General features: G+C 73.0%; 16 protein-coding genes. 7 read left to right on the forward strand and 9 right to left on the reverse strand.

Features of this window, described 5'->3' with window-relative positions; translation table 11 throughout:
- Nucleotides 1–20 precede the first annotated feature (20 nt).
- Both BFV98_RS14930 and eno read right to left on the reverse strand, forming a co-directional pair.
- Nucleotides 21–656 (reverse strand): septum formation initiator family protein, encoded by a 636-nt coding sequence (locus BFV98_RS14930; RefSeq protein ID WP_013284094.1) that lies wholly within the window; start codon nt 654–656, stop codon nt 21–23.
- A 28-nt stretch (nt 657–684) separates the two neighbouring features.
- Entirely contained in the window at nt 685–1,968 is a 1,284-nt protein-coding gene (gene eno, locus BFV98_RS14935) for a phosphopyruvate hydratase (protein WP_013284093.1), read from the reverse strand.
- 212 nt (nt 1,969–2,180) lie between these two features.
- Between eno and BFV98_RS14940 the strand changes: the two genes are divergently transcribed.
- The gene (locus BFV98_RS14940; RefSeq protein WP_013284092.1) at nt 2,181–2,873 is read left to right on the forward strand and encodes a hypothetical protein; all 693 of its coding nucleotides are present in this window, start codon (nt 2,181–2,183) and stop codon (nt 2,871–2,873) included.
- Nucleotides 2,870–3,697: an NAD(+) diphosphatase gene (locus BFV98_RS14945; RefSeq protein WP_071096763.1), complete on the forward strand. Its 828-nt coding sequence runs from the start codon at nt 2,870–2,872 to the stop codon at nt 3,695–3,697. The genes BFV98_RS14940 and BFV98_RS14945 overlap by 4 nt, the downstream gene beginning before the upstream one ends.
- Before the next feature lie 33 nt (nt 3,698–3,730).
- Here BFV98_RS14945 and BFV98_RS14950 read toward each other — a convergent pair whose 3' ends face one another.
- The 4 genes from BFV98_RS14950 to mfd form a co-directional block, all read right to left on the reverse strand.
- Entirely contained in the window at nt 3,731–5,350 is a 1,620-nt protein-coding gene (locus BFV98_RS14950) for a DUF885 domain-containing protein (protein WP_030271270.1), read from the reverse strand.
- A gap of 456 nt (nt 5,351–5,806) precedes the next feature.
- Nucleotides 5,807–6,796, reverse strand: a complete 990-nt coding sequence (locus BFV98_RS14955) for a nucleoside triphosphate pyrophosphohydrolase (RefSeq protein ID WP_071096767.1) — start codon at nt 6,794–6,796, stop codon at nt 5,807–5,809.
- On the reverse strand, nt 6,793–7,563 hold the full coding sequence (locus BFV98_RS14960; RefSeq protein WP_013284088.1) for a hypothetical protein: 771 nt from the start codon (nt 7,561–7,563) through the stop codon (nt 6,793–6,795). The genes BFV98_RS14955 and BFV98_RS14960 overlap by 4 nt, the downstream gene beginning before the upstream one ends.
- Nucleotides 7,564–7,727: 164 nt before the next feature.
- Entirely contained in the window at nt 7,728–11,384 is a 3,657-nt protein-coding gene (mfd, locus tag BFV98_RS14965; protein WP_071096771.1) for a transcription-repair coupling factor, read from the reverse strand.
- A 155-nt stretch (nt 11,385–11,539) separates the two neighbouring features.
- Between mfd and BFV98_RS14970 the strand changes: the two genes are divergently transcribed.
- Nucleotides 11,540–12,448 carry a cyclase family protein gene (locus BFV98_RS14970; RefSeq protein ID WP_071096775.1) on the forward strand — a complete coding sequence of 303 codons (909 nt, stop codon included), beginning with the start codon at nt 11,540–11,542 and terminating at the stop codon, nt 12,446–12,448.
- 27 nt (nt 12,449–12,475) lie between these two features.
- Here BFV98_RS14970 and BFV98_RS14975 read toward each other — a convergent pair whose 3' ends face one another.
- Nucleotides 12,476–13,516, reverse strand: coding sequence for a S66 peptidase family protein (locus tag BFV98_RS14975; protein WP_071096780.1), 1,041 nt, complete (start codon nt 13,514–13,516; stop codon nt 12,476–12,478).
- A gap of 84 nt (nt 13,517–13,600) precedes the next feature.
- On the opposite strand from BFV98_RS14975, the gene BFV98_RS14980 reads away from it, so the two are divergent.
- The gene (locus BFV98_RS14980; protein ID WP_071096784.1) at nt 13,601–14,629 is read left to right on the forward strand and encodes a hypothetical protein; all 1,029 of its coding nucleotides are present in this window, start codon (nt 13,601–13,603) and stop codon (nt 14,627–14,629) included.
- 123 nt (nt 14,630–14,752) lie between these two features.
- Complete coding sequence (ppc, locus tag BFV98_RS14985; protein WP_013284083.1) at nt 14,753–17,539, forward strand: phosphoenolpyruvate carboxylase; 2,787 nt, start codon at nt 14,753–14,755, stop codon at nt 17,537–17,539.
- Between the two features lie 134 nt (nt 17,540–17,673).
- On the opposite strand, the gene BFV98_RS14990 is transcribed toward ppc, so the two are convergent.
- Entirely contained in the window at nt 17,674–18,483 is an 810-nt protein-coding gene (locus tag BFV98_RS14990; protein WP_071096788.1) for a hypothetical protein, read from the reverse strand.
- A gap of 54 nt (nt 18,484–18,537) precedes the next feature.
- On the opposite strand from BFV98_RS14990, the gene BFV98_RS14995 reads away from it, so the two are divergent.
- Both BFV98_RS14995 and BFV98_RS15000 read left to right on the forward strand, forming a co-directional pair.
- Entirely contained in the window at nt 18,538–19,716 is a 1,179-nt protein-coding gene (locus BFV98_RS14995) for a DNA recombination protein RmuC (RefSeq protein WP_013284081.1), read from the forward strand.
- A 148-nt stretch (nt 19,717–19,864) separates the two neighbouring features.
- On the forward strand, nt 19,865–23,155 hold the full coding sequence (locus tag BFV98_RS15000; RefSeq protein WP_013284080.1) for a S8 family serine peptidase: 3,291 nt from the start codon (nt 19,865–19,867) through the stop codon (nt 23,153–23,155).
- 58 nt (nt 23,156–23,213) lie between these two features.
- Here the strand turns inward: BFV98_RS15000 and BFV98_RS15005 are convergent, their stop codons facing one another.
- Entirely contained in the window at nt 23,214–23,624 is a 411-nt protein-coding gene (locus BFV98_RS15005) for a hypothetical protein (RefSeq protein ID WP_013474028.1), read from the reverse strand.
- Nucleotides 23,625–23,630: the final 6 nt, after the last annotated feature.

Here is a 23,630-nt window from a genome sequence, read left to right on the forward strand (position 1 = left end):
AGTGCCTCTCGGATCAAAGCTCACTTGTCGGGGCGCTCGGCGTTGGCCGCCCGCACGCTCCCCCACAGGGTGTCGTACCAGGGCTCGGGCGGCTTCGGCGCCCCCGGCTTCGCGCCCTTGCCGGCGTCCTTCGCGGCGCCCTCCGGGTCGGAGAGCACCACGAGCAGCGTCTCGCCCGGCTTGCCCATGAAGAACCGCTCCCGGGCCTGCGTCTTGACGTACTCCGGGTCCTTCCACTTGGCCGCCTCGGCGGTGAGCCGGTCGATCTCGGCCCGCTGGGCGGCCTGCGCCGCCTCCATCCGCTCGATGTCGGCCTGCTGGTCCAGGTAGACCCGGACCGGATAGGTGTACGCCAGGGCGAGCGCGATCAGCACCGCGAACAGCACTGTGGCCCGCCCGGTGAAGCGCCGGGGTTGGGGTGCGGTGAGCCGCTTGACCGGGCCACCGGCGGCGGTACGCCGGGCCGCGGCGGGGCGGCTCGCGGAGCGTACGCCGTCGGCGGCACGGGACGCGCCGGGTGACCGGCCGGCGGCGCGCGCCTCCGCGCGGACGCCGTTGTCGCGTGCCGTGGACCGGACCCGGGCACCGCCCGTCCGGCCGGGCTGACCCGGCCGGCGGGCGGGCCGCTGGCCACCCGGTGTGCGGCGCTGCTGCATCGTCACACCCCTCCCCCGGAGCGCTCGCTCAGGCCGAACGGTAGCGCGGGAACGCGCCGGCACCGGCGTACCGCGCCGCGTCGGCCAGCTCCTCCTCGATCCGCAGGAGCTGGTTGTACTTGGCCACCCGGTCCGAGCGGGCCGGCGCGCCGGTCTTGATCTGCCCGCAGCCGGTGGCGACGGCCAGGTCGGCGATGGTGGTGTCCTCGGTCTCGCCGGAACGGTGGCTCATCATGCACTTGAAGCCGGCCCGGTGGGCCAGGTCGACGGCGTCGAGCGTCTCGGTGAGCGAGCCGATCTGGTTGACCTTCACCAGGACCGCGTTGGCGGCCTGCTCGGCGATGCCCCGGGCGATGCGCTGCGGGTTGGTCACGAACAGGTCGTCGCCGACGATCTGGATGCGGTCGCCGAGCGCGGCGGTGAGGGTGGCCCAGCCGCTCCAGTCGTCCTCGGCCAGCGGGTCCTCGATCGACACGATCGGGTAGTCGCCGGCGAGCTTGGTGTAGTAGTTGCTCATCTCCTCGGCGCTCTTGGCGCTGCCCTCGAACGTGTAGGTGCCGTTGTCGAAGAACTCGGTGGCGGCCACGTCGAGCGCGAAGACGATGTCGGTGCCGAGCCGGTAGCCGGCCTTCTCCACGGCCTCGGCGATCAGGTCCAGCGCGGCGGCGTTGGTGGGCAGGTTCGGGGCGAAGCCGCCCTCGTCGCCCAGGCCGGTCGACAGGTCCTTCTTCTTCAGCACCGACTTCAGCGCGTGGTAGACCTCGGCGCCCGAGCGCAGCGCGTCCCGGAACGTCGGCGCGCCGATCGGCGCGATCATGAACTCCTGGATGTCGACGTTCGAGTCGGCGTGCGCGCCACCGTTGAGGATGTTCATCATCGGCACCGGGAGCAGGTGCGCGTTCGGGCCGCCCAGGTAGCGGAACAGGCTCAGCTCGGCGCTGCCGGCGGCGGCCTTGGCCACGGCCAGGGAGACGCCGAGGATGGCGTTCGCGCCCAGCTCGCCCTTGTTGTCCGAGCCGTCGATGTCGATCATCTTCTGGTCGATCAGCCGCTGCTCGCTGGCCTCGTAGCCGATGAGCTGGTCGACGATGCGGTCCTCGATGTTGGCGACCGCCTTCTCGACGCCCTTGCCCAGGTAGCGATCCTTGTCACCGTCGCGCAGCTCGACCGCCTCGAACGCGCCGGTGGAGGCGCCGGACGGCACCGCGGCGCGGGCGATCGTGCCGTCGTCGAGCCCGACCTCGACCTCGACCGTCGGGTTGCCCCGCGAGTCCAGGATCTCCCGGGCGACGATTCCCTCGATGGTTGCCACTGAGTCGCTCCTCGTTTGTGTGGTTCCGGTCCGTATGGGCCGCGACGGTGCGGCTGAGGCAGGTGTTGAACGCAGCGTATCGGTCCCCGCCCTGCCGCACCCCGCTCGGGGCGGCCCCCGAGGCGCTTGCTGAGACGGACATTCCCGGATTACCGGTCGTCAACCGGCAACCGGTTTGCGAGACGTTGCGTCGATCGACAAGGCTGGGCATCATGCCTGCCGCCTCGACGACTCTCCGCGTGCTCGCCGCCTCGGTCATCGCGTCGCTCTCGGTCACCGGCTGTCAGGCCCTGGACGACGCGAACGTCGCGCTCGGTCGCGCCGACCTGGTCAACGACCTCGCCGCGCGGATGGACCGGGCGCTGGAGCAGACCTGGGCCGCCGACTACCAGATCGACGGCGGCCGGACCGCCTCGATCGCGCAGACCAAGAAGCCGCTGCGGTCCACGTACACCTGGCCCGGCGGCAAGATCACGGTGACGCAGGAGTCGGTGACCCGGTGCGCGAGCACGGCCGCCCGTACCTCCTGCACCGTCTCGCCGCCCGTGCTCACCGCGGGGAAGCCGTCGGTGATCGTCTACGACGAGGCACGCAAGCAGGGCCTGGTCACGCCGCCCGCGGTGATCCGGCTGCTCACCGAGGCGGCGCTGGCGCCGGAGGCGGTCATCGAGCAGAGCGACACCACTCTCGCCGGACACCACGCCACCTGCGTCGACGTCACCCACGACGGGGAGCGCTTCAACGCCTGCGTGACGAACGAGGGTGTGCTGGGAAGCTTCTCCGGCACGCTCGACGGCAAGCCCACCGAGGTGACGCTGAGCCGCTACACCGAGAGCGTCGAGGCGGCCGCGTTCGCGGTCCCGGACGGCGCCGGCGTGGTGGACCGCCGCCCGTCCACGTCGTGATCCCGCCCGGGTTCCTGCCTGCTGCCGATCACGGGCGGCCGCCGGAGCCGGACGACCTGGCGCTGCCGGTGGCCGGACGGAAGCTGCTGACCGGCCCGGACGAGCAGCCGCTGCGGATCGGCGCGCTGCCCGGCGACCTCGCCTGGATCCCGGTCGGCACGCTCGACGGCGTTCCGGCGTGGGCGGCCGAGGTGGCCGATCCGGAGTCGCTTCCCGGCCCGTGGCGCGGCTGGCGCGGCCTCGCCGCCGAGCTGCCCGCACCCCGCGCCGACCTGGCCGGACGGGCGCTCGCCGTGGTCACCTGGCGGCGTACCCACAGGTGGTGCGGCGCGTGCCGGGCCGAGCTGGCCGACGTGCCGGGCGAGACCGCGCGGCGCTGCCCGGACTGCGGGCTGACGGTGTTCGTGCCGCTGTCCGTCGCGGTGCTGACCGCGATCACCCGCCCCGGCCCGGCCGGCGGCGTCGACGAACTGCTGCTGGTCCGGCACGCGCAGGGGCCGACGCAGCTGTGGGCACTCGTCGCCGGGTTCGTCGAGGCGGGCGAGTCGCTGGAGGCGGCGGTGCACCGCGAGGTCGCCGAGGAGGTCGGCCTGACGCTGCGGCGACCGGTCTACGTGGACAGCCAGCCGTGGGCGCTGTCCGGGCCGGGCACGCTGCTCGCCGGGTTCACCGTCGAGGTGACCGACCCGGCCGCCGAACCCGTCGTCGACGGCATCGAGCTGACGGAGGCGCGTTGGTTCCCGGTGAATGCGCTGCCCGCCGAGCTGCCGCCCGCGTACTCCCTGTCGCGCTGGCTGATCGACGCGGTCGCCGCCGGGCGGTGACCGCAGGCCGGGCCGCCGCCCGGGCGGTGGCCGTCACACCCCCAGCAGTGTCCGCAGGTGGCGCGGCGGCGGGCAGTCGTGCGCCAGCATGGCGTCGTGCCAGTCGCGCACCGTCACGCCGTCCGGCCGGGCGGCGGCGATGTCGGCCATCTCGCTGTAGCCGACGAAGTACGTGGAGAGCTGCGTCGAGGTGAGCAGCGCCCGCCGCCACTTGCCGGCCGCCTCGCCCTCCTCCTGGAAGCCGCGCCCGGTCATCAGCGCCATCGCCTCGGACTCGGGCATGTCGTCGCAGTGCACGAGCTGGTCCAGCAGCGCGTTGATGGTCATCCGGAGCTGCATCTTGAGCTGCTGCAACCGCACCGGCAGCCCGCCGAAGCCGAGCCCCGCCATCAGCTCCTCGGCGTAGACCGCCCAGCCCTCGACGAACACGCCCGACTCGGTGAGCGCGCGTACCCGGGTCGGGCCGTCGTACCGGCGGGCGTGGGCGAGCTGGAGGAAGTGACCCGGCATCGCCTCGTGCACGGTCAGGTTGCGGATCATGTGGTCGTTGTACTCGCGGTAGAACGACTCGACCCGCTGCGCCGGCCAGTCCGCCGGGGTGGGCGAGATGCAGTAGAACGTCGGCACGTCGGCCGTCTCCAGCGGGCCCGGCGAGTCGCAGTAGGCCACCGCCACGCCGCGCGCGAACTCCGGCATCTCCTGGATCACGCACGGGTCGCCGACCATGCTGACCAGGTCGTGGTGGCGGACGAAGTCACTCGCCTCGTCGAGCGTGACCGAGGCGAGGTCGACGATCGTGGCGTCGTCCGGGTGTTCGGCGGCCAGCAGGTCCAGCGCCCGGCGTACCGTCTCGTCGTCGGCCGGACCACCGACCAGCTCGACCGACGCCGCGCGGATCTCCTCGGTGACCCGGTCGAGGTTGGCCCAGGCGCGGCGCTGCACCTCGGCGGCGCTCAGCTCGGTGTCGAGCGTGTGCCACAGCCGCGCCTCCCACCGCCGCCGGCCCAGCCGCGGGTCACGCCCCGGACCGGCGTCCGCGGCCAGGCCCTGCCGCAGCCAGGCCACGAACTCCTCCAGCGCGGCGATCGCCTCGCTGGCCGCCGGGCCGACCCGGTCACGCATCGCCGGCGCCTCGGCGAGCAACCCGGGAACCTCGTCGCGGATCAGCGCCGCCGTACCGGCGAACTGCCCGACCGCCGTCTCCGCGTGGACCCGCGGCATGTCCCGCAGCGTCGCGCGCGCCGTCGACAGCGCATCGGGTACGGCCGACAGACGCCCGACGAGACTGGTCAGGCGCTCCTCGGCCGGGGCGAAGGGACGGGCCAGCAGGGCGTGCAGCAGCGGCCCCGGATTGTGGCGCAGTGGATCCCACTCGTGGCCGCGGATCTCGGTGGCCTCGAACAGTCCCCTGTCGACGAGGCTGGTGAGCAGCGCGTGGTCGACGCTCTCCGCCACGTCGAGCGCGTCCGGGTCGATTTCCGCGAGCGCGTCGGCGGCGTCCTTCAGCATCGCCTGGTCGGCGGCGAGGGCGTCGGCGGAGAGATCGGGCAGCCGGTCGTCGTAGCGGTGATCCCCGGCGGAGGTGGCCAGCCCGGGCCGGCTCTCCAGCAACGCCTCCACGATCCGCTCCGCAAGCGGCCCGAACGACTCCATCCCCCGACCCTACCGATCACCCCGCCCACTCTCCCGCCTCCCCGCCCCCGTTGATCAAGGAGTTCGTGTCCCCGCCAGAGCCCGCCCTCGACCCAAACCCCTTGATCACCGCCGCGAGTCCCCTGGAAGGCCACCGCCTGGGTGCCGGGGTTGGTCGGCCGCGAGCGCGCGTCGTCCGGGGCGGGCGTAGATCTTGGACCGAAACGGCCCCTATAGGGGCACTTTCGTACCAAGATCTACGGCGATCCCGGGATGCGGGCGACGAGTCTCGCCTGCCGGGAGGGGCGCGGTCGAGCAAGGAAGGCTGGGCTGGGCTGGGCTGGGCTGGGCTGGCGGCCAGCCGACTCGGCGATCTTGCACTTTGTGCCCGGGCAGAGGGGGCATTTGCGGCACCGCTCGGGCCGAAAGTGCAAGATCGCGGGGAGAGGGCGGGGCGGGGTGAGCGCGGGCGGGGGGTTAGGCGGGGTTGGTGGGGGTGGGGCGTTCGGCGGCTCGGATCGCTTCGGCGTACGCCAAGGCGGCCCGCCGCAGCGCGGCCTCCGGGTCGATGCCGGCCTGCCGGGCGGCGGCGACAGTGGCCAGCAGGCTCGCGCCGAGCCGGGCCTCCGGATCCACCTGCGACTCGGCCAGTGGCGGCGGTACGGCGAGGCCCACCCGGCCGGCCCGGTCCAGGATCTTCGCGGCCAGGGAGAGTGCGGGCTGGCTCAGCGCGATGCCGTCCAGCACCGAGTCGCGGGTCTTCTCGGCCCGCTTGATCCGTTCCCAGTTCGCCTCGATCTCCTCGATCGAACCGGCCGGCTCACCGGAGAACACGTGCGGGTTGCGCCGCACCATCTTGTCGACCAGGGTGCCCGCGACGTCGTCGACGGTCCAGCTCTTGCCCTCCGGCAGGTTCTCCGCCAGCCGGGCGTGCAGCAGCACCTGGAGCAGCACGTCGCCCAGTTCCTCGCGGAGCGCGTCGGTGTCGTCGGCGCTGATCGCGTCGTACGCCTCGTAGCACTCCTCCAGCAGGAAACCGGCCAGACTGCGGTGGGTCTGCGCCCGCTTCCACGGATCGCCGCCCGGGGAGGCCAGCCGGTCCATCACCTCGACCGCGTCGAGCAGCCGGGCGCCGGGCGGATCCCACGAGCCGTACATCAGCTCCAGTTCGGCCAGGCCGGGCTCGCGCGCCAGCCGCAGCCCCAGCTCACGGGCCAGCGTCTCGTCGCCGGCCGGACCGGCCAGCCACACCGCCCCGCCGTGCGCGGCGGCGGCGTCGAGCAGCGCCTGGGTCGCACCCTCGGTCACCACGCTCACGTCGGCGCCGGCCGTTCGGACCGCACGGGTCAGCTCGCTCTCCGCACCGGCGAGGACCGGGGCGGAGCGTACGGCGTCCCAGGCGGCCGAAGTCAGCAGGCCGGCGGGCAGCCGGGGTGAGGTGACGAGCAGGACGATCCGCGCGGTCATGCGGCTCCGGGAGCCGGGGAGCCGGAGGCCGGCGCCTCCGGAGTCGAGATGTCGGTGACCGGGCCGTCCTGGTCGACGTACGGCAGGGAGTAGAAGACGAACGACTGGCCGGTGTTGACCAGCGACGGCACGCCCGTCACGCCGAACCGGGGGTTGACGCGGACGTCCGACTTCTCGGCCTGCTCCTGCAGCGCGCTGCTGAGCGCGGTGGCGGTGCGGACGAACCCGGCCTCGCCGAACGCCTGCCGCACCTGGTCGATGCTCAGGCCCGGCTGGATCGCCCCGGTCTTCTCGAGGGCGTGGTAGACGGCCATCAGGGACTCGTCGCTGAGGTCGGCCGGGGGCAGGCTCTGCTGGAGCGTGCCGGAGAGGTCGACCCACTCGCCCCACAGCTTCGTGTACTCGGTGGTCGCCGGCATGCGGAGCGCCTGCTGGATCTGCTCCGGGGAGATCTGGTCGGTGACCTGGAGGCCCTTGTCGGCCGCCACGCGCTTGCCCAGGTCGATCGCGACCAGCAGGTTCAGCACGTCCTGCCGGGTCACCGAGGACCGCAGCTCCGCCGGCGACGGCGTCTGCGGGGACTGGCTACGGACGGCCTCCGCGTACTGCCGCTGCGCGTCCTCGTAGATCGCGTCGACCCGGTCGACGGAGTACCGGCTGTCGCCGACGTAGGCGGCGACGTCCGGGGCGGAGCGGCCACAGGCGGCGAGAGAGAGCGCGGCAAGGGCCGCGACGCTGACGGCGACGAGGGAACGGCGAGCACGCATGAGGGTCACTCTCTCACGCCGAGTGCCGGCCTGTGACTCCGCCCACCTCATCGCGCGCCCGCCCCGGGCCGGGCGGCTCCGGCGAACTCCTCGGGCTTGCTGTGTCATCGTCCGCTCGCCACTGCGGGGCTGGCAACACCGGCCAGCTCCTCGGGCTTGCTGTGTCATCGTCCGCTCGCCACTGCGGGGCTGGCAACACCGGCCAGCTCCTCGGGCTTGCCGAGGACGTCGGCCAGGAGCTGCCCGCACCACTCCAGCAGCGCCTGGTCGCGCAGCGGCTCGCCGCCGATCCGCCGGGTGCTCGGCCGGGGCACGCTGACCTGGTCGAGCGCCTGCTTGTAGACCGAGTCCGGGTGGTAGCGCTTGAGCCGCATCTGCTTCGAGTCGGGCAGCGGCAGCGGGCCGAACCGGATGTGCTTGCCCTGCATCGACACGTCGGTCAGCCCGTAGCGGCGGGCGAGCAGCCGGAACCGCGCCACCGCGACCAGGTTCTGCACCGGCGCGGGCGGCTCGCCGTACCGGTCGGTCATCTCGGCGACCACCTCGCGCAGACGCTCGGAGTCGCGGGCCTCGGCGAGCTTGCGGTACATCTCCAGGCGCAGCCGCTCCACCGCCACGTAGTCGTGCGGCAGGTGCGCGTCGATCGGCAGGTCGACCTTGACCTCCGCCTCCTCCTCCTGCTGCTCGCCCTTGAAGGCGGACACGGCCTCGCCGACCATCCGGACGTACAGGTCGAAGCCGACGCCCTCGATGTGGCCGGACTGCTCGCCGCCGAGCAGGTTGCCGGCGCCGCGGATCTCCAGGTCCTTCATCGCCACGTACATGCCGGCGCCGAGTTCGGTGTGCTGGGCGATGGTCGCCAGCCGCTCGTGCGCGTTCTCGGTGAGCGGCTTCTCCGGCGGGTAGAGGAAGTACGCGTACGCCCGTTCCCGGCCACGGCCGACCCGGCCGCGGATCTGGTGCAGCTGGGCCAGGCCGAGCAGGTCGGCGCGCTCGACGATGAGGGTGTTGGCGTTCGGGATGTCGATGCCTGATTCGACGATCGTGGTGCAGACGAGGACGTCGAACTCCTTCTCCCAGAAGCCGACCATCACCTTCTCCAGCGCCTCCTCGCCCATCTGGCCGTGCGCCACCGCCACCCGGGCCTCGGGGACCAGCTCCCGCAGCCTGCGGGCCGTCTTCTCGATCGACTCGACCCGGTTGTGCAGGTAGAAGACCTGACCGTCGCGCAGCAGCTCACGGTGGATGGAGGCGGCCACCTGACGGTCGTCGTACGCCCCGACGAACGTGAGCACCGGGTGCCGCTCCTCCGGCGGGGTGGCGATTGTGGACATCTCCCGGATGCCGGTGATCGCCATCTCCAGCGTCCGCGGGATCGGGGTGGCCGACATGGCGAGCACGTCGACCGAGGCGCGGAGCGTCTTCAGGTGCTCCTTGTGCTCGACGCCGAACCGCTGCTCCTCGTCGATGATGACCAGCCCGAGAGACTTGAACCGGGTGGCCGCCTGGAGCAGCCGGTGGGTGCCGATGACGATGTCGACGGTGCCGGCGGCGACCATCTCCAGCGTCTGCTCGGACTCCTTCGGCGTCTGGAACCGGGACAGCTGCCGGATCGACACCGGGAACTGGCTCATCCGCTCGGCGAACGTGTTGTAGTGCTGCTGCACCAGCAGCGTGGTCGGCACCAGCACGGCCACCTGCTTGCCGTCCTGCACCGCCTTGAACGCCGCCCGTACCGCGATCTCGGTCTTGCCGTAGCCGACGTCGCCGCAGATCAGCCGGTCCATCGGGACGGTCTGTTCCATGTCCCGCTTGACCTCCTCGATGGCGGCCAGCTGGTCGGGCGTCTCCTGCCAGGGGAAGGCGTCCTCCAGCTCCCGCTGCCACGGGGTGTCGGGGCCGAAGTTGTGCCCCTTGGACGCCTTGCGCGCGGCGTAGAGCTGGATGAGCTGCGCGGCGATCTCGCGGACCGCCTTGCGGGCCCGGGCCTTGGACTTCTGCCAGTCCGAGCCGCCCATCTTGTGCAGCGTGGGCTGCTCGCCGCCGACGTAGCGGGAGAGCTGGTCGAGCTGGTCGGTGGGGACGAACAGGCGGTCGCCGGGCTGGCCGCGCTTGCTCGGCGCGTACTCGATGACCAGGTATTCGCGGCTGGCGCCGTTCACCGTGCGCTGCACCAGCTCCACGTACCGGCCGATGCCGTGCTGCTCGTGCACCACGAAGTCGCCGGCCTTCAGCTCCAGCGGATCGATGGTGTTGCGCCGCCGGCTGGGCATCTTGCGCATGTCGCGGGTGGAGGTGCCCCGGCCACCGGTGACGTCGTTGCCGGTGAGCAGCACGAACTTCGACGCCTCGTCGACGAAGCCGGCGGTCAGGCAGCCGCAGGACACGAGCAGTTCGCCCGGTGCCGGTGCGGCGGGCACCTCCTCGGTGAGCCGGGCGCCGAGACCGGCGTCGCGGAGCACCTCGACGGCCCGCTGGGCGGGGCCGTGCCCCTCGAACACGAGCGCGATCGACCAGCCCTCACCGGCCCAGCGCTTCAGGTCGTCGACCACCCGGGCGGTCTCGCCGTGGTAGAGCGGGGCCGGCTGGGCGGCCAGGCTCACCGCGATGGCGTCGTCGGGGGTGACGTCGACCTCGGCCGGCTCATCCTCCCAGGGCTGCCGGGCCGGCGCCGCGTCCGCCTCGACCAGGCCGAACGGCGCGAGCGTCCACCAGGGCTGGCGCAGGGCGCGGGCTGCCGTGCGTACCTCGGCCAGGGTCTTGAAGGCGGCGGCGCCGAGGTCGACAGGGGCCTGGCCGCCGACGGCGGCTGCGGCCCAGCTGGCCTGGAGGAACTCCTCCGAGGTACGGACCAGGTCGTGCGCGCGGGTGCGGATGCGCTCGGGGTCGCAGAGGAGTACGTGGGTGCCGGCCGGCATGCAGTCGACGAGCAGTTCCAGCGCGTCGGCGCCGATCAGGGCCGGAGCGAGCGACTCCATGCCCTCGACCGGGATGCCCTCGGACAGCTTGTCCAGGATCTCGGCCAGCTCGGGGTGCTCGGCGGCGAGTGCGGCGGCCCGCTCCCGCACCGCCGGGGTCAGCAGCAGTTCCCGGCACGGTGGCGCCCACATCTGCGCCACGCCCTCGATGGTGCGCTGGTCGGCCACTGCGAAGGTGCGGATCTCCTCCACCTCGTCGCCCCAGAACTCGACCCGGGACGGGTGCTCGTCGGTGGGCGGGAAGACGTCCAGGATGCCGCCGCGGACGGCGAACTCGCCGCGCTTGGTGACCAGGTCGACCCGGGCGTACGCCATGTCGGTGAGCCGGCGGGCGACCTCCTCCAGGTCGGCCTCGTCCCCGGCGGCGAGCTGCACCGGCTCCAGGTCGCCGAGGCCCTTGAGCTGCGGCTGGAGCAGCGAGCGCACCGGCGCGACGACGACCCGCAGCGGCCCGGTGCGGCCGTGCGCGTCGGCGGCGTCCGGGTGGGCCAGCCGGCGCAGCACGGCGAGGCGCCGCCCGACCGTGTCGGATCGGGGCGACAGGCGCTCGTGCGGCAGCGTCTCCCAGGACGGGAAGACCGCCACCTGCTCCGGCGGCAGCAGGCTGCCCAGCGCGGAGGCCAGGTCGTCGGCCTCGCGGGTGGTGGCGGTGACCGCGAGCACCGGCCGGCCCGCGCCTCCGGCGGGCTCGTCGGCGGCGACCGCTGCCACAGCGAACGGGCGCAGCGCGGCGGGGGCGGTGAGGTCGAGCCCGTCGACCTGCGCGGCACCGGAGCGCGCCAGGTCACGCGCCCGGGCCAGCCCCGGGTCGGCCAGGGCGGCGGAGAAGAGTCCGGTGAGCATCAGTGATCACTTCCAGCGGATCGACACACGACGACGACCCCGCGTCCAGCCGGACGGGGGGTGCACCGTTCGAGCCTATCCCCCTCCACCGACGAACCGGGCCCGCCCGACGTTGGATCTTGACCGGCTGCGACCGGGCGTGGTGCGGTGGGCGGATGGTCGAGTATCGGACGGTCTTCGACGCCGAGGTGGTTTTCTCCAACGGTGGCGGTCTGCGCACCGACGGGTTCCGGCTGGACGTGCCGCACCCCGACGTCACCGACGACGAGGTGGCCGCGCTGCTGGTCCGGCACCTGGGGCTGCTCATGGTCGGCGAGGTACGGATCACGAACCGGACCGTCGTCGAGGAGCCGCACAAGGGCGGGCGCGGGGTGGACGCCCCGGCCGGCGGCGGTCGGCGTGTCGTCGAGCTGAGTCACGTGATCACCGACGGCCTGGTCACGCTGCCCGGCTGGCCCGCACCGGCGATCAGCGAGTGGCTGACCCGGGAGGCGTCCCGGAGCCGGTACGCGCCCGGTGTCGAGTTCCAGGTCGGGCGGATCGACATGATCGCCAACACCGGCACGTACGTGGACACGCCGTCGCACCGCTTCGCCGACGGCCCGGACCTGACCGGGGTGCCGCTGGACCGCCTCGCCGACCTGCCCGGCCTGGTGGTACGCGTGCCGGCCGGTACGCGGGCGGTGGACCGGCTGATGCTCGCCCCGTACGACGTGGCCGGGTGCGCGGTGCTGTTGCACACCGGCTGGGACGCGCACTTCGGCACCGACGCGTACGCCGCACCGGACGCGCCCTACCTGACCGGTGACGGCGCCCAGTGGCTGGCCGAGTCGGGCGCGGCGCTCGTCGGCATCGACTCGATCAACATCGACGACATGACGGCGGCGGCAGCAGGTCAGCGCCCGGCGCACACCGGTCTGCTGGCCGCCGGGGTGCCGATCGTGGAGCACCTGACCGGCCTGGACGCGCTGCCGCCGACCGGCTTCCGGTTCACCGCCGCTCCGCCGCGGGTCGCCGGCATGGGCACATTCCCGGTGCGCGCCTTCGCCGTCGTCGACGCCTGACCCCGCGCCGTCGGCCCGACGCCGCCGTCAGTAGCGCACGGCGATGCGGCGCTCGGCCGCGTCCACGCGGATCTCGCCGCCGTACGGGATGATCACCTGCGGGTCGGTGTGGCCCAGGTCGACGTCGAAGACCACCACCGGGTCGCCGGCGTAGGGGGCGAGCGCCGACAGGATCGCCGCCCGCTGGTCGGCGGCCCAGGCCAGCCGCTCCGCGACCGAGTGCGGCCGGTCGAAGTCCCACGCCTTGGGGCGGCCCACCACGATCGCCGGGACGGCGGCGAGCAGACCCCGCTCGCCCATGTTGCGCACGATCCGGAAGACCTCCTGCGCGGTGGGCATCTCCTCCGACGTCTCCAGCACCAGTACCGAGCCGGCCAGGTCGGCCGCGCGCGGAACGCGGTCGGCCGCCATCAGCCAGTGCAGGATCTCCAGGTTGCCGCCCCACGTCCGGCCCTGCACCACCCGGGCCGGGCCGTGCCAGCGCCAGCCCTCGGACGGGTACATCGGCGGCTCCTCGGCGAGCATGGCCGGGTCGCGCCAGTCGCGCGGCTCGTCGCCCCACTCGGGCGCGGCGGTCAGCTCGTACCAGCCGGTGGTGAACAGCGCGGCGCGCAGCGAGTCGAGCGTGAGCGGGTGCGGCTTCCCGGAGCGCCCGAGGTGCACGAGCACGGAGCCGCCGTGGTAGCCGACGACGCCCAGCCGGTACAGGTGGTTGAGCACGTTGGTGTTGTCCGAGTAGCCGAAGTACGGCTTCGGGTTGGCCCGCAGCACCTCGTCGTCCAGGTGCGGGGTGACGGTGATCAGGTCGTCCCCGCCGACCGTCGCCAGCACGGCGGTGATCGTCGGGTCGGCGAACGCGGCGGTCAGGTCACGCGCCCGGTCGCGCGGGTCGGCGCCCATCACCCGGGTCGTCGGATACTCCACCGGTTCCAGCCCCAGCTCGTCGCGGAGCCGGCGCAGGCCCAGCTCGTACACGTGGGGGAAGAGACCCGGCAGGCCGGCGGAGGGTGAGACGACCGCGACCCGGTCGCCGGGCTGCGGTTTGGCGGGATAGACAGGCACCGTCATGGCCCGACGTTATCGGCCCGGGCCAGCGGTTTTCGCCCGACGAAACCCCATGAGCCGGGCATATGCCCGCAATAGGCTGAGGCCGTGGACGACGAGCCGGAGCTGCGTACCCGGGACTGGCTGCCCCGCACGGCGGCGCTGATCCTCGGCACCCTGGCGCTGGCCAGCGCGTTCATCGCCGCCTACGTCGGCGCGCTGCACAAGCCGGACCCCCGCGACGTGCCGGTCGCCGTCGTCACGAGCGACCAGCAGGCCCAGGCCGTGATGTCCGCCGTCCGCGCCCGCACCGACACGATCAAACCCGTCGGGTACGACAGCCGCGACGCCGCCTCCGACGGTCTCACCGACAGATCGGTGTACGCGGTGCTCAGCTCCGCCCCCGACGGCGGCCTGACGCTCGCCACCGCCAGCGCGGGCGCGCCCGCCGCCACCGAACTCGTCACCGACGTGTTCACCGAGGCGGCCCGGCAGGCCGGGGTGCCACTGGAGGTCACCGACGACGTGCCGGTCTCCGCCGACGACCCGCGCGGCCTGGTCCCGTTCTACCTGGCCGTCGGCGTGGTGCTCGGCGGCTACCTGGCGTCCACGGCGCTCGGCATCTCGCTCGGCACCAGCCCGCGCGACCTGCGCCGGGCCGGGCTGCGGATCGCCACGCTCGCGGTGCACGCGATCCTGCTCGGCGTCATCGGGGCGATCCTGGTCGGGCCGGTGCTCGGCGTGTTCCCCGATCAGGTGGCGACGGTGGCGGTGGTCGGCGCGCTCGCCGCGTTCGCGGCCGGGATGGTCGCCGCCGCCGTCCAGGGCTGGCTCGGGCTGCTCGGCACCGGCATCGTGATCCTGCTGCTCGTCGTGCTCGGCAACCCCGGTTCCGGCGGCATCTACGCGCCCGAGTTCCTGCCGCCGTTCCTGCGCGGGATGCACCGCTGGAACGTGCCGGGCCTCGCCACCGACCTGTTCAAGTCGGCCATCTACTTCGACTGGCGCGGCGGCGGCTGGGCACTGACCGGACTGCTGTTCTGGGTGGTCGCCGGGCTGGCCGGCCTGCTCACCGCGACCATGTTCCGCGCGCGCCGCCGGCCGAAGGCGGGACGGCACGCCGTCGAGCGGGGCTGACCGGCGGACCGTCCCAGAGTGCAGATCATCACGCCGTCCCCCTCCTGTCCGCCGGGGCCGCGCGGATACCATCCAGAGGAGTCGGACAGCGCTGTCCTTCGTCCTCGCGTAAGGAGCGCAACCGTGACCGACCAGCACGACCACGACGGCCCCGACGCCGCTCTCCGGGCCGACATCCGCCGCCTCGGCACGCTGCTCGGGCAGACCCTCGCCCGGCAGGAGGGCCGCCCGCTGCTCGACCTGGTCGAGGAGATCCGCGCCCAGGTCCGCTCCGACGTGCCGGCCGCGGCCCAGCGCCTCGCCGGGCTCGACGTCACCACCGGCACGAAGCTGGCCCGCGCCTTCTCCACCTACTTCCACCTGGCGAACATCACCGAGCAGGTGCACCGCGCCCGGGACCTGCGCCGCCGCCGGGCGACCCACGGCGGCTGGCTGGACCAGGCGGCCAAGATGATCGCCGAGCGCGGCGTACCGGCCGAGGAGATCGCCGCCGCGGCCCGCCGGCTGGCCGTACGACCGGTCTTCACCGCCCACCCCACCGAGGCGGCCCGCCGGTCCATCCTGTCCAAGCTGCGCGCCGTCGCCGACGAGCTGGACACCGAGACCGCGAACGCGATCCTGTACGGCGCCAGCGACGAGGGCCCGGCGAACCGGCGCCTGGCCGAACTGCTCGATCTCATGTGGCAGACCGACGAGCTGCGGCTGGACCGGCCGGACCCGACCGACGAGGCGCGCAACGCGATCTACTACCTGCGCGACCTGTACGCCGAGGCCGCGCCCCAGGTCCTCGACGACCTCGCCGACACGCTGCGCACGCTCGGCGTGGAGACGTCGCCGACGTCCCGCCCGCTGAGCTTCGGCACCTGGATCGGCGGTGACCGCGACGGCAACCCGTTCGTCACGCCGGTGGTCACCCGCGAGGTGCTGCGCATCCAGCACGAGCACGGCATCGCCGCCACCGAGAAGGCGATGGACGAGCTGATCACCGAGGTCAGCGTGTCCCGGCGGCTGCGTGCGGTGTCGCTCGACCTGTCCGCCAGCCTCGCCAAGGACCTGGACGCGCTGCCCGAGGTGGCGCCCCGGTTCCGCCGGGTCAACGCGGAGGAGCCGTACCGGCTCAAGGCGCGGTGCGTGAAGGCGAAGCTCGCCAACACCCGGGAGCGGCTGCGTGCCGACACCCCGCACGTGCCGGGGCGGGACTACCGGGGCTCGTCCGAGCTGATCGCCGACCTGGAACTGCTACGCGCGTCGCTGGCCCGCAACTCCGGCCAGCTCACCGCCGTCGGGCGGCTGGCCTCGGCCATCCGTACGGTGTCCGCGTTCGGCCTGCACCTGGCCACCATGGACATCCGGGAGCACGCGGAGAAGCACCACGAGGTGCTGGCCCAGCTCTACGAGGCGGTCGGCGAGGTCTCCGACTACCCGGCACTGTCCCGGCTGGAGCGCACCAAGCTGCTCGCCGACGAGCTGACCGGCCGGCGGCCGCTCTCCACCCAGGACAGCCCGCTCACCGAGTCGGCCCGCAAGACGTTCGACGTGTTCGCGGCGATCCGCGAGGCGCAGGACCGGTTCGGCCCCGAGGTGATCGAGTCGTACATCATCTCGATGACGCTCGGCGTCGACGACGTGCTGGCCGCCGTGGTGCTGGCCCGCGAGGCCGGCCTGGTGGACGTGCACTCCGGGCGGGCCCGCATCGGCATCGTGCCGCTGCTGGAGACCCCGGCCGAACTGAACGCCGGTGGTGAACTGCTGGACGAGTTGCTGTCGCTGCCCGCGTACCGGGCGCTCGTGGCGGCCCGGGGCGACGTGCAGGAGGTGATGCTCGGCTACTCCGACTCCAACAAGGAGGCGGGCATCACCACCAGCCAGTGGTCCATCCACCGGGCGCAGCGCTCGCTGCGGGACGTGGCCGCGCGGCACGGCGTACACCTGCGGTTGTTCCACGGCCGCGGCGGCACCGTCGGCCGTGGTGGCGGCCCCACCCACGACGCGATCCTGGCTCAGCCGTACGGCACGCTCGACGGCGCGATCAAGGTGACCGAGCAGGGCGAGGTCATCTCCGACAAGTACACGCTGCCGGCGCTGGCCCGGGAGAACCTCGAACTGACGGTGGCGGCGGTGCTCCAGGCCACGCTGCTGCACACCGCGCCCCGGCAGCCGGCCGAGATGCTGGAGCGCTGGGACGCGGCGATGGACGTGGTGTCCGAGTCCGCGTTCCGGTCGTACCGGTCGCTGGTCGAGGACCCGGACCTGCCCGCGTACTTCTGGGCCTCCACCCCGACCGAGCTGCTCGGCGCGCTGAACATCGGCTCCCGGCCGGCGAAGCGCCCGAACACCGGCGCCGGCCTGTCCGGCCTGCGCGCCATCCCGTGGGTGTTCGGCTGGACGCAGACCCGACAGATCGTGCCGGGCTGGTTCGGCGTGGGTTCCGGTCTGGCCGCCGCGCGGGCGGCCGGGCTGGCCGACGTGCTCGCCGAGATGAACCGGAACTGGCACTTCTTCCGCACGTTCCTGTCGAACGTCGAGATGATGCTGACCAAGACCGACCTGACCATCGCCCGGCGGTACGTGGAGACGCTGGTGCCGAAGAAGCTGCACCCGATCTTCGACAAGATCGAGCAGGAGTACGAGCTGACCAAGCAGGAGGTGCTCGCGGTCACCGCCGCACCGGCGCTGCTGGACAACTCGCCGGTGCTCCAGCGCACGCTCGCCGTGCGGGACACCTACCTGGAGCCGCTGCACCACCTCCAGGTGGCGTTGCTGCGGCAGTACCGCGAATCCGGCGCCGCCGGGCGTGCGGTGGTGACCGCGCCGGGTGGGCGGCGTGCCCCGAACGACGGTACGGCGCTGGAGCGGGCGCTGCTGACCACCGTCAACGGCATCGCCGCCGGCATGCGCAACACCGGCTGAGATGTAAGGAAGGGCCCCCTCTTAACGCCTCGTGCATAAGAGGGGGCCCTTCTTAACGCCTGCGCCCGGCGCGCCGCGAGCGGTGCCCGACGCGAGCGGCGCCCGACGCGCGGCGCCTGGGGCGGCGGCGTCGACTAGAAGTCGCCGCCGCCGAAGTCACCACCGAAGTCCCCGCCGCCGAAGCCACCGAAGTCGCCGCCGCCGTAGTCGCCGCCGCCGAAGTCGCCACCGGCGTAGTCACCACCGCCGCCCGTGTCGCCGCCGCCCATGTCGCCGCCCTGGTCGCCGAAGTCCTGGCCGTCGCCGAAGCCCTCCTGGTAGCCGGCGTCGTACCCGGGGTCGGCGAACGCGGGCGAGAACAGCGCGTCCGCGATCAGGAGACCGCCGACCACACCGACGCCCGCGCCGAGCGCGGTCTTCCACCAGGGCGTGGAGTACCAGCCGGCCGGCACCGGCCGCCCCTGGAACCGGCCACCCGGGTAGTAGTAGGGCGTCGCGTTCCCCGGCTGCGGGCCGGCCCGGAACGTCTGCCCCTGCACGTCGACCTGGCGCTCCTTGGTGAGCGCGCCGGCGCCCTGGGCAGCGGCGAGCGGCGGCAGCTCCGGGCCCGGGTCGATGCCCATCGCGGTCCGCGCCGCCCGGATGTACGCAAGCCCCTCCAGCGCGGTCTCCCGGGCCAGCCCGAACTGGCGCGGCGTGGTCGCCTGCTCCAGCTGCGAACCGGCCGCGTTGTACCGCTCACCGGCGTCGGCGAGCGCCTGCCGGACCGCCGGAGCGTCGCCGTGCAGGTTCATCAGCTGGCCGCCGAGCCGCTCGTACCAGCGCTGCGCCTCGGCGCGGGCGTCGGCCAGCTCGTTCGCCCGGCGCGATCTGCTCCCCCTCCGCCAGAACACGAACGCACCTCCGAGCAGCAGGATCAGGACCAGCCACAACGCGAACTCCATGACTCGAACGTACCCACCGGGCGCTCGTCGTACCCGTTTGGCAAGCTCTTGGCCATGAGCTTTGCGACGCTGGCCGTGGTGGTGCTCTGCCTCGCCGCGGGCGGCGCGGTGGGCTGGCTGGCCGCGCGGGCGCGCGCGGCGGCCGACATCGCCCGCCTGGAGGCGACACTCGCCGCCACCCAGGCCGGCGAGGGCCGGCTGGAGCAGTCCATGCGGGCGCTCAGCTACGAGGCGACGGCGCAGTCCCAGGAGGCGGTGGCCCGCGCGGTCGCGCCGCTGCACGACACGCTGCGCCGCTACGAGCAGCGGGTGGCGGAGCTGGAGCGGGACCGCGTCGACGCGTACGCCGAACTGCGCGAGCAGGTGCGGTCCATGAGCGCCGTCTCCGGCGAGCTGCGCACCGAGACCAAGCAGCTGGTCGCCGCGCTGCGCGCGCCGCAGGTGCGGGGCCGCTGGGGCGAGCACCAGCTCCGCCGGATCGTCGAGGCCGCCGGCATGCTCGAACACTGCGACTTCAGCGAGCAGGTCACCGCCGCGACCGACCACCAGGGGGTACGCCCCGACCTGGTGGTGCGGCTGCACGGCGGCCGGACGGTGGTGGTGGACGCGAAGGCGCCGTTCGACGCGTACCTGACCGCGATGGAGGCGCGCGACGAGCGGGGGCGCGACACCCACCTGGACGCGCACGCCCGGCACCTGCGCGCGCACGTGGACGGCCTGGCGGCCAAGTCCTACTGGTCGGCGTTCGACCAGACGCCCGAGTTCGTGGTGCTGTTCGTGCCGGCGGACCCGTTCCTCGACGTGGCACTGCAACGCGACCCGTCCCTGCTGGAGCACGCGTTCGCCCGCAACGTGGTGCTCGCCACGCCGGCCACGCTGGTGGCGCTGCTGCGCACCGTCGCCTACTCGTGGCGGCAGGAGGCGCTGGCGCGTAACGCCGCCACCGTCCACTCGCTGGCCCGCGAGCTGTACGGGCGGCTGTCCACACTGGGCGACCACGTGGGCAAGCTCGGCAGTTCGCTGAGCGGTGCGGTGACGGCGTACAACCGGGCGGTGGGGTCGCTGGAGGCGCGGGTGCTCGTCAGCGCCCGCAAGCTGGCCGAGCTGGGCGTCTCCGACGACGAGCTGGCCGCGCCGGCGCAGGTCGAGCTGGCGCCGAGGCAGCCGCAGGCACCCGAGTTGCTGGGCACGCCGTCCACATCGGCCGAAAGGTCGACGGACGTCGACGCCTAACACGGCACGCGCGGTGACGTAGACCGATCCGTGTCACGGACTGATCACAAACCGAGGCCGGGTAGTGACACATGTCGTCGTGACACGCAGGATCACCGTCACACGTGCCCTGCCCCTCGAGGGCCCTGTTCTCTGGAGGAAGAGAACGTTGAGTAAACCCCGCACGCGCAGCCGGCGACCGTCCGCCGCGCTTCTGGCCTCGGTCCTCGCGGCCGGCGCCCTGACCGTGGGAGGTGGCGCCGGTACCGCGAGCGCCGCCCCCGCCGCCGACCCCTCGCTGCCGGCCGCCGCGAAGGCACTGGGCGCACACGACGCCAAGCTGCTCGACGAGGCCGAGGCGAAGAACGCGCCGACCGTCACGATGATCATCGCGGCGAAGAAGGGCTCGGCCGAGAAGGTCGTCGACGGCCTGACCGGCCTCGGCGCCACTGTCAGCCAGCGGTACGACCAGATCGGCTACGTGCTGGCGAAGGTCCCCACCGCGAAGGCGCTCAAGGCCGCCACGCTGCCCGGTGTCGCCGCCGTCGACCTGGACGAGACCATCAAGCTCCCCGACCCGGCGCCCGAGGCGGCACCGAAGGGCGCCAAGTCCGCCACCCAGGCTCAGGCGCTGGCCGGGCCGGGCGGTGACACCGGTGCGGTGAACCCGTACATGCCGACCAACGAGACCGGCGCGGAGGCCTTCAAGGCCGCGCACCCGGAGTGGGACGGCCGCGGCGTCACCATCGGCATCATGGACTCCGGTGTGGACCTCGACCAGCCGGCACTCCAGACGACCACCACCGGCGAGCGCAAGATCGTCGACTGGGTCACCGCCACCGACCCGCTGGAGGACGCCTCCTGGCGGCCGATGCTGACCGAGGTCAGCGGCCCGGCGTTCACCACCTCGCTCGGCACGTGGACCGCACCGGCCGGCAACTACCGGTTCAACGTCTTCCGCGAGAACATCACCGCGAACAGCGACGCGCGCGGTGACCTCAACCGCGACGGCGACACCACCGACTTCTGGGGCGTGCTCTACAACCCCGCAAACGGTGACGTGCGCGTCGACGCGAACCAGAACAACGACTTCACCGACGACGAGGTGATGCGGCCGTACAAGGAGCGGTTCCAGGTCGGACGCTTCGGCACCGACAACCCCGCCACCGCGGTACGCGAGCAGATCCCGTTCGTCGTCGAGTACCGGCGCAACGTGAACACCGCCCCGGTCGGCGGCCCCGGTCTGGTCGACTACGTCAACATCGGCATCATCGAGAGCACCCACGGCACCCACGTCGCCGGCATCACCGCCGCCAACGACATGCTGGGTAACAGCGCCTTCGACGGCGCCGCCCCGGGCGCCAAGCTGGTCTCCGCCCGCGCCTGCTCGTGGGGTGGCGGCTGCACCGCGGCGGCACTCACCACCGGCATGGCCGACCTGGTGATCAACCGCAAGGTCGACGTGGTGAACATGTCGATCGGCGGTCTGCCCGCGCTCAACGACGGCTCGAACGCCCGCGCGGTCCTCTACAACGACCTGATCAACACCTACGGTGTGCAGCTGTTCATCTCGGCCGGCAACTCCGGTCCGGGCGTGAACACGGTCGGTGACCCGTCGGTCGCCACCGACGTGGTGAGCGTCGCGGCGAGCGTCAGCAAGGACACCTGGCTGGCCAACTACGGTTCGGTGGTCCGCAAGGACAACGCGCTGTTCAACTTCTCCTCGCGCGGCCCGCGTGAGGACGGCGGCTTCAAGCCGAACATCACCGCCCCCGGCTCGGCCATCTCCACCGCGCCGACCTGGCAGGCGGGCAGCCCGGTGCCGGAGGCGGGCTACCCGCTGCCCCCGGGCTACCAGATGCTCAACGGCACCTCGATGGCCGCCCCGCAGGCCACCGGCGCCGCCGCGCTGCTGCTGTCGGCCGCCAAGGCGACCGGCAAGGGCGTCACCCCGGCCGCGCTGCGCCGGGCCGTCTACACCTCGGGCCAGCCGATCACCGGCGTCCCGACGTACGCGCAGGGCTACGGCATGTTCAACGTGCCGGGCGCGTGGAGCCTGCTCGCCAAGGGCGTGCAGACCCGCACCTACACCTCCGAGGCGCCGGTCTGCACCGAGCTGTCGCCGAACCTGACCCGCTACGACCGGGCCTCCGGCACGTTCGTGCCGAACCCGAACGTCGGCACCGGCCTCTACAACCGCTGCGCCGCCGACCGTGGTGGCCAGAAGGTCAAGGAGAGCCGCCACTACGAGGTGAAGCTGACCCGTACCAGCGGCCCGAACAAGGGCGTCAAGCACGAGGTCGCCTTCCGCGGCAACGACGGCACCTACAGCGCCCCCAAGGTGGTCTGGCTGCCGCTGAACAAGACCGTCACGGTCAAGGTGAAGGCCAAGCCGATGACGGCCGGCGCGCACGGCGCCATCATGACCGTCGACGACCCGGCCACCTCCGTCGTCGACTTCGAGGTCGCCACCGTCGTGATCGCCTCGAACCCGGTCGCCGCTCCGGCGTTCTCGTTCTCGGCCGACGGCTCGGTCGAGCGCAACGGCTTCCGGTCGTACTTCGTGACCGTCCCGCCGGGTGCGGGCGCGCTCCAGGTCAACCTGTCCGGCATCGCGACCGGCTCGCAGACCCGGTTCATCGCCATCAACCCGTACGGCGTGCCGGTCGAGAGCACCGCCAGCACCGCCTGCTACACCAACTTCTCCGACGCCGCGGTCTGCAAGCCGCAGGAGCGGGACTACCAGAACCCGCTGCCGGGCGTGTGGGAGATCGAGGTGGAGGCGCGTCGCACCTCGCCGGCGCTGGACAACCCGTTCCGGCTCCAGGCCCGCGTGCAGGGCGTCAAGGTGGAGCCGGCCGTCGTCCAGCTCCCGTCGGTCACCGCCGGCACCCCGTCCCCGGTGAGCTGGAGCCTGACCAACACCTTCGGCCCGGTCCAGGTGACCGGCGTCGGCGGCCCGCTGGCCAGCGTCCGGACCGAGCGGCCGAGCATCACCGAGGGCGCCAGCCAGGAGTACGTGGTGGAGGTGCCCGCGGGCGCCACCTCGTTCACCGCCCGGATCGGCAACCCGTCCGACCTGAGCGCCGACCTGGACCTGACGGTGTTCCGCGGCACCACCCAGGTGGGGCAGGCAGCCGACGGTGACTCGGAGGAGGCCGTGACGCTGACCAACCCGGCGCCCGGCACCTACCGGGTCGTGGTCGACGGTTACTCGATGAGCGACCCGAGCACCGCGTACGACTACCGGGACTCGTTCGCGTCCCCGGCGCTGGGCACGCTCTCCGCCCCGTCCACGCCGCTGTCCCTGGCCAACGGCGCCACCGCCACCCTCACCGGTGCGGTGACCGCCCTGTCCACCCCGGCCGCCGGCCGGGAGCTGTACGGCGACATGGCCGTCACCACCACCGAGGGCGCGGTCGTCGGCCGCGGTTCGGTGGAGGTCGTCTCGGTCGACTGATCCGCTGACACGACGGAGCCCCGTCCCCTCTCGTAGGGGGTGGGGCTCCTTCGTGTCGTCAGGCGGGGCGGGCGGACTCGACCACGAACGGGGTGCCCTGCTGGCAGGTGGTCATCATGCCCGGCTCGGGGCGGCCGGTGACCTCGACCCGGGCGCCGGCCTTGAGCACGTCGCGCGGGCCACCGACGAGCAGGTGGCCGTCGAGCAGCAGGCAGTTCGGCTCGACGCCGGCCTGCACCGTGCCGCTGATGACGGTGCCGCCGACACCCGGCGGGGTCGACGGCCCGCCCTTCCAGGAGGGGTCCGGACGGCTCGGGCTGGTGCCGGGGTCGGGCTGGCTGGTCACCGGGGCGGCTCCCGTCGTACTCGGGCTCGGGTCGGAATCGGCGGACCCGTCGCCGGGTGCGGCGCAGGCGGTCAGCGCGAGACCGGCGAGCAGTGCGACGAGCACCGTACGAGGAGTCTTCATGGTTGG

Origin of the sequence: Micromonospora sp. WMMB235 (assembly GCF_001855515.1) — a bacterium.
In the GTDB taxonomy this organism is placed as follows: domain Bacteria; phylum Actinomycetota; class Actinomycetes; order Mycobacteriales; family Micromonosporaceae; genus Micromonospora; species Micromonospora aurantiaca.

Coding starts and splice junctions, on each gene's coding strand:
- BFV98_RS14975 (WP_071096780.1), bottom strand. CDS start 13,516: ATGACGGTGCCTGTCTATCCCGCCAAACCGCAGCCCGGCGACCGGGTC.
- BFV98_RS14995 (WP_013284081.1), top strand. CDS start 18,538: ATGAGCTTTGCGACGCTGGCCGTGGTGGTGCTCTGCCTCGCCGCGGGC.
- mfd (WP_071096771.1), bottom strand. CDS start 11,384: ATGCTCACCGGACTCTTCTCCGCCGCCCTGGCCGACCCGGGGCTGGCC.
- BFV98_RS14955 (WP_071096767.1), bottom strand. CDS start 6,796: ATGACCGCGCGGATCGTCCTGCTCGTCACCTCACCCCGGCTGCCCGCC.
- BFV98_RS14940 (WP_013284092.1), top strand. CDS start 2,181: ATGCCTGCCGCCTCGACGACTCTCCGCGTGCTCGCCGCCTCGGTCATC.
- BFV98_RS15005 (WP_013474028.1), bottom strand. CDS start 23,624: ATGAAGACTCCTCGTACGGTGCTCGTCGCACTGCTCGCCGGTCTCGCG.
- BFV98_RS14930 (WP_013284094.1), bottom strand. CDS start 656: ATGCAGCAGCGCCGCACACCGGGTGGCCAGCGGCCCGCCCGCCGGCCG.
- BFV98_RS14950 (WP_030271270.1), bottom strand. CDS start 5,350: ATGGAGTCGTTCGGGCCGCTTGCGGAGCGGATCGTGGAGGCGTTGCTG.
- BFV98_RS14990 (WP_071096788.1), bottom strand. CDS start 18,483: ATGGAGTTCGCGTTGTGGCTGGTCCTGATCCTGCTGCTCGGAGGTGCG.
- BFV98_RS14960 (WP_013284088.1), bottom strand. CDS start 7,563: ATGCGTGCTCGCCGTTCCCTCGTCGCCGTCAGCGTCGCGGCCCTTGCC.
- BFV98_RS14970 (WP_071096775.1), top strand. CDS start 11,540: ATGGTCGAGTATCGGACGGTCTTCGACGCCGAGGTGGTTTTCTCCAAC.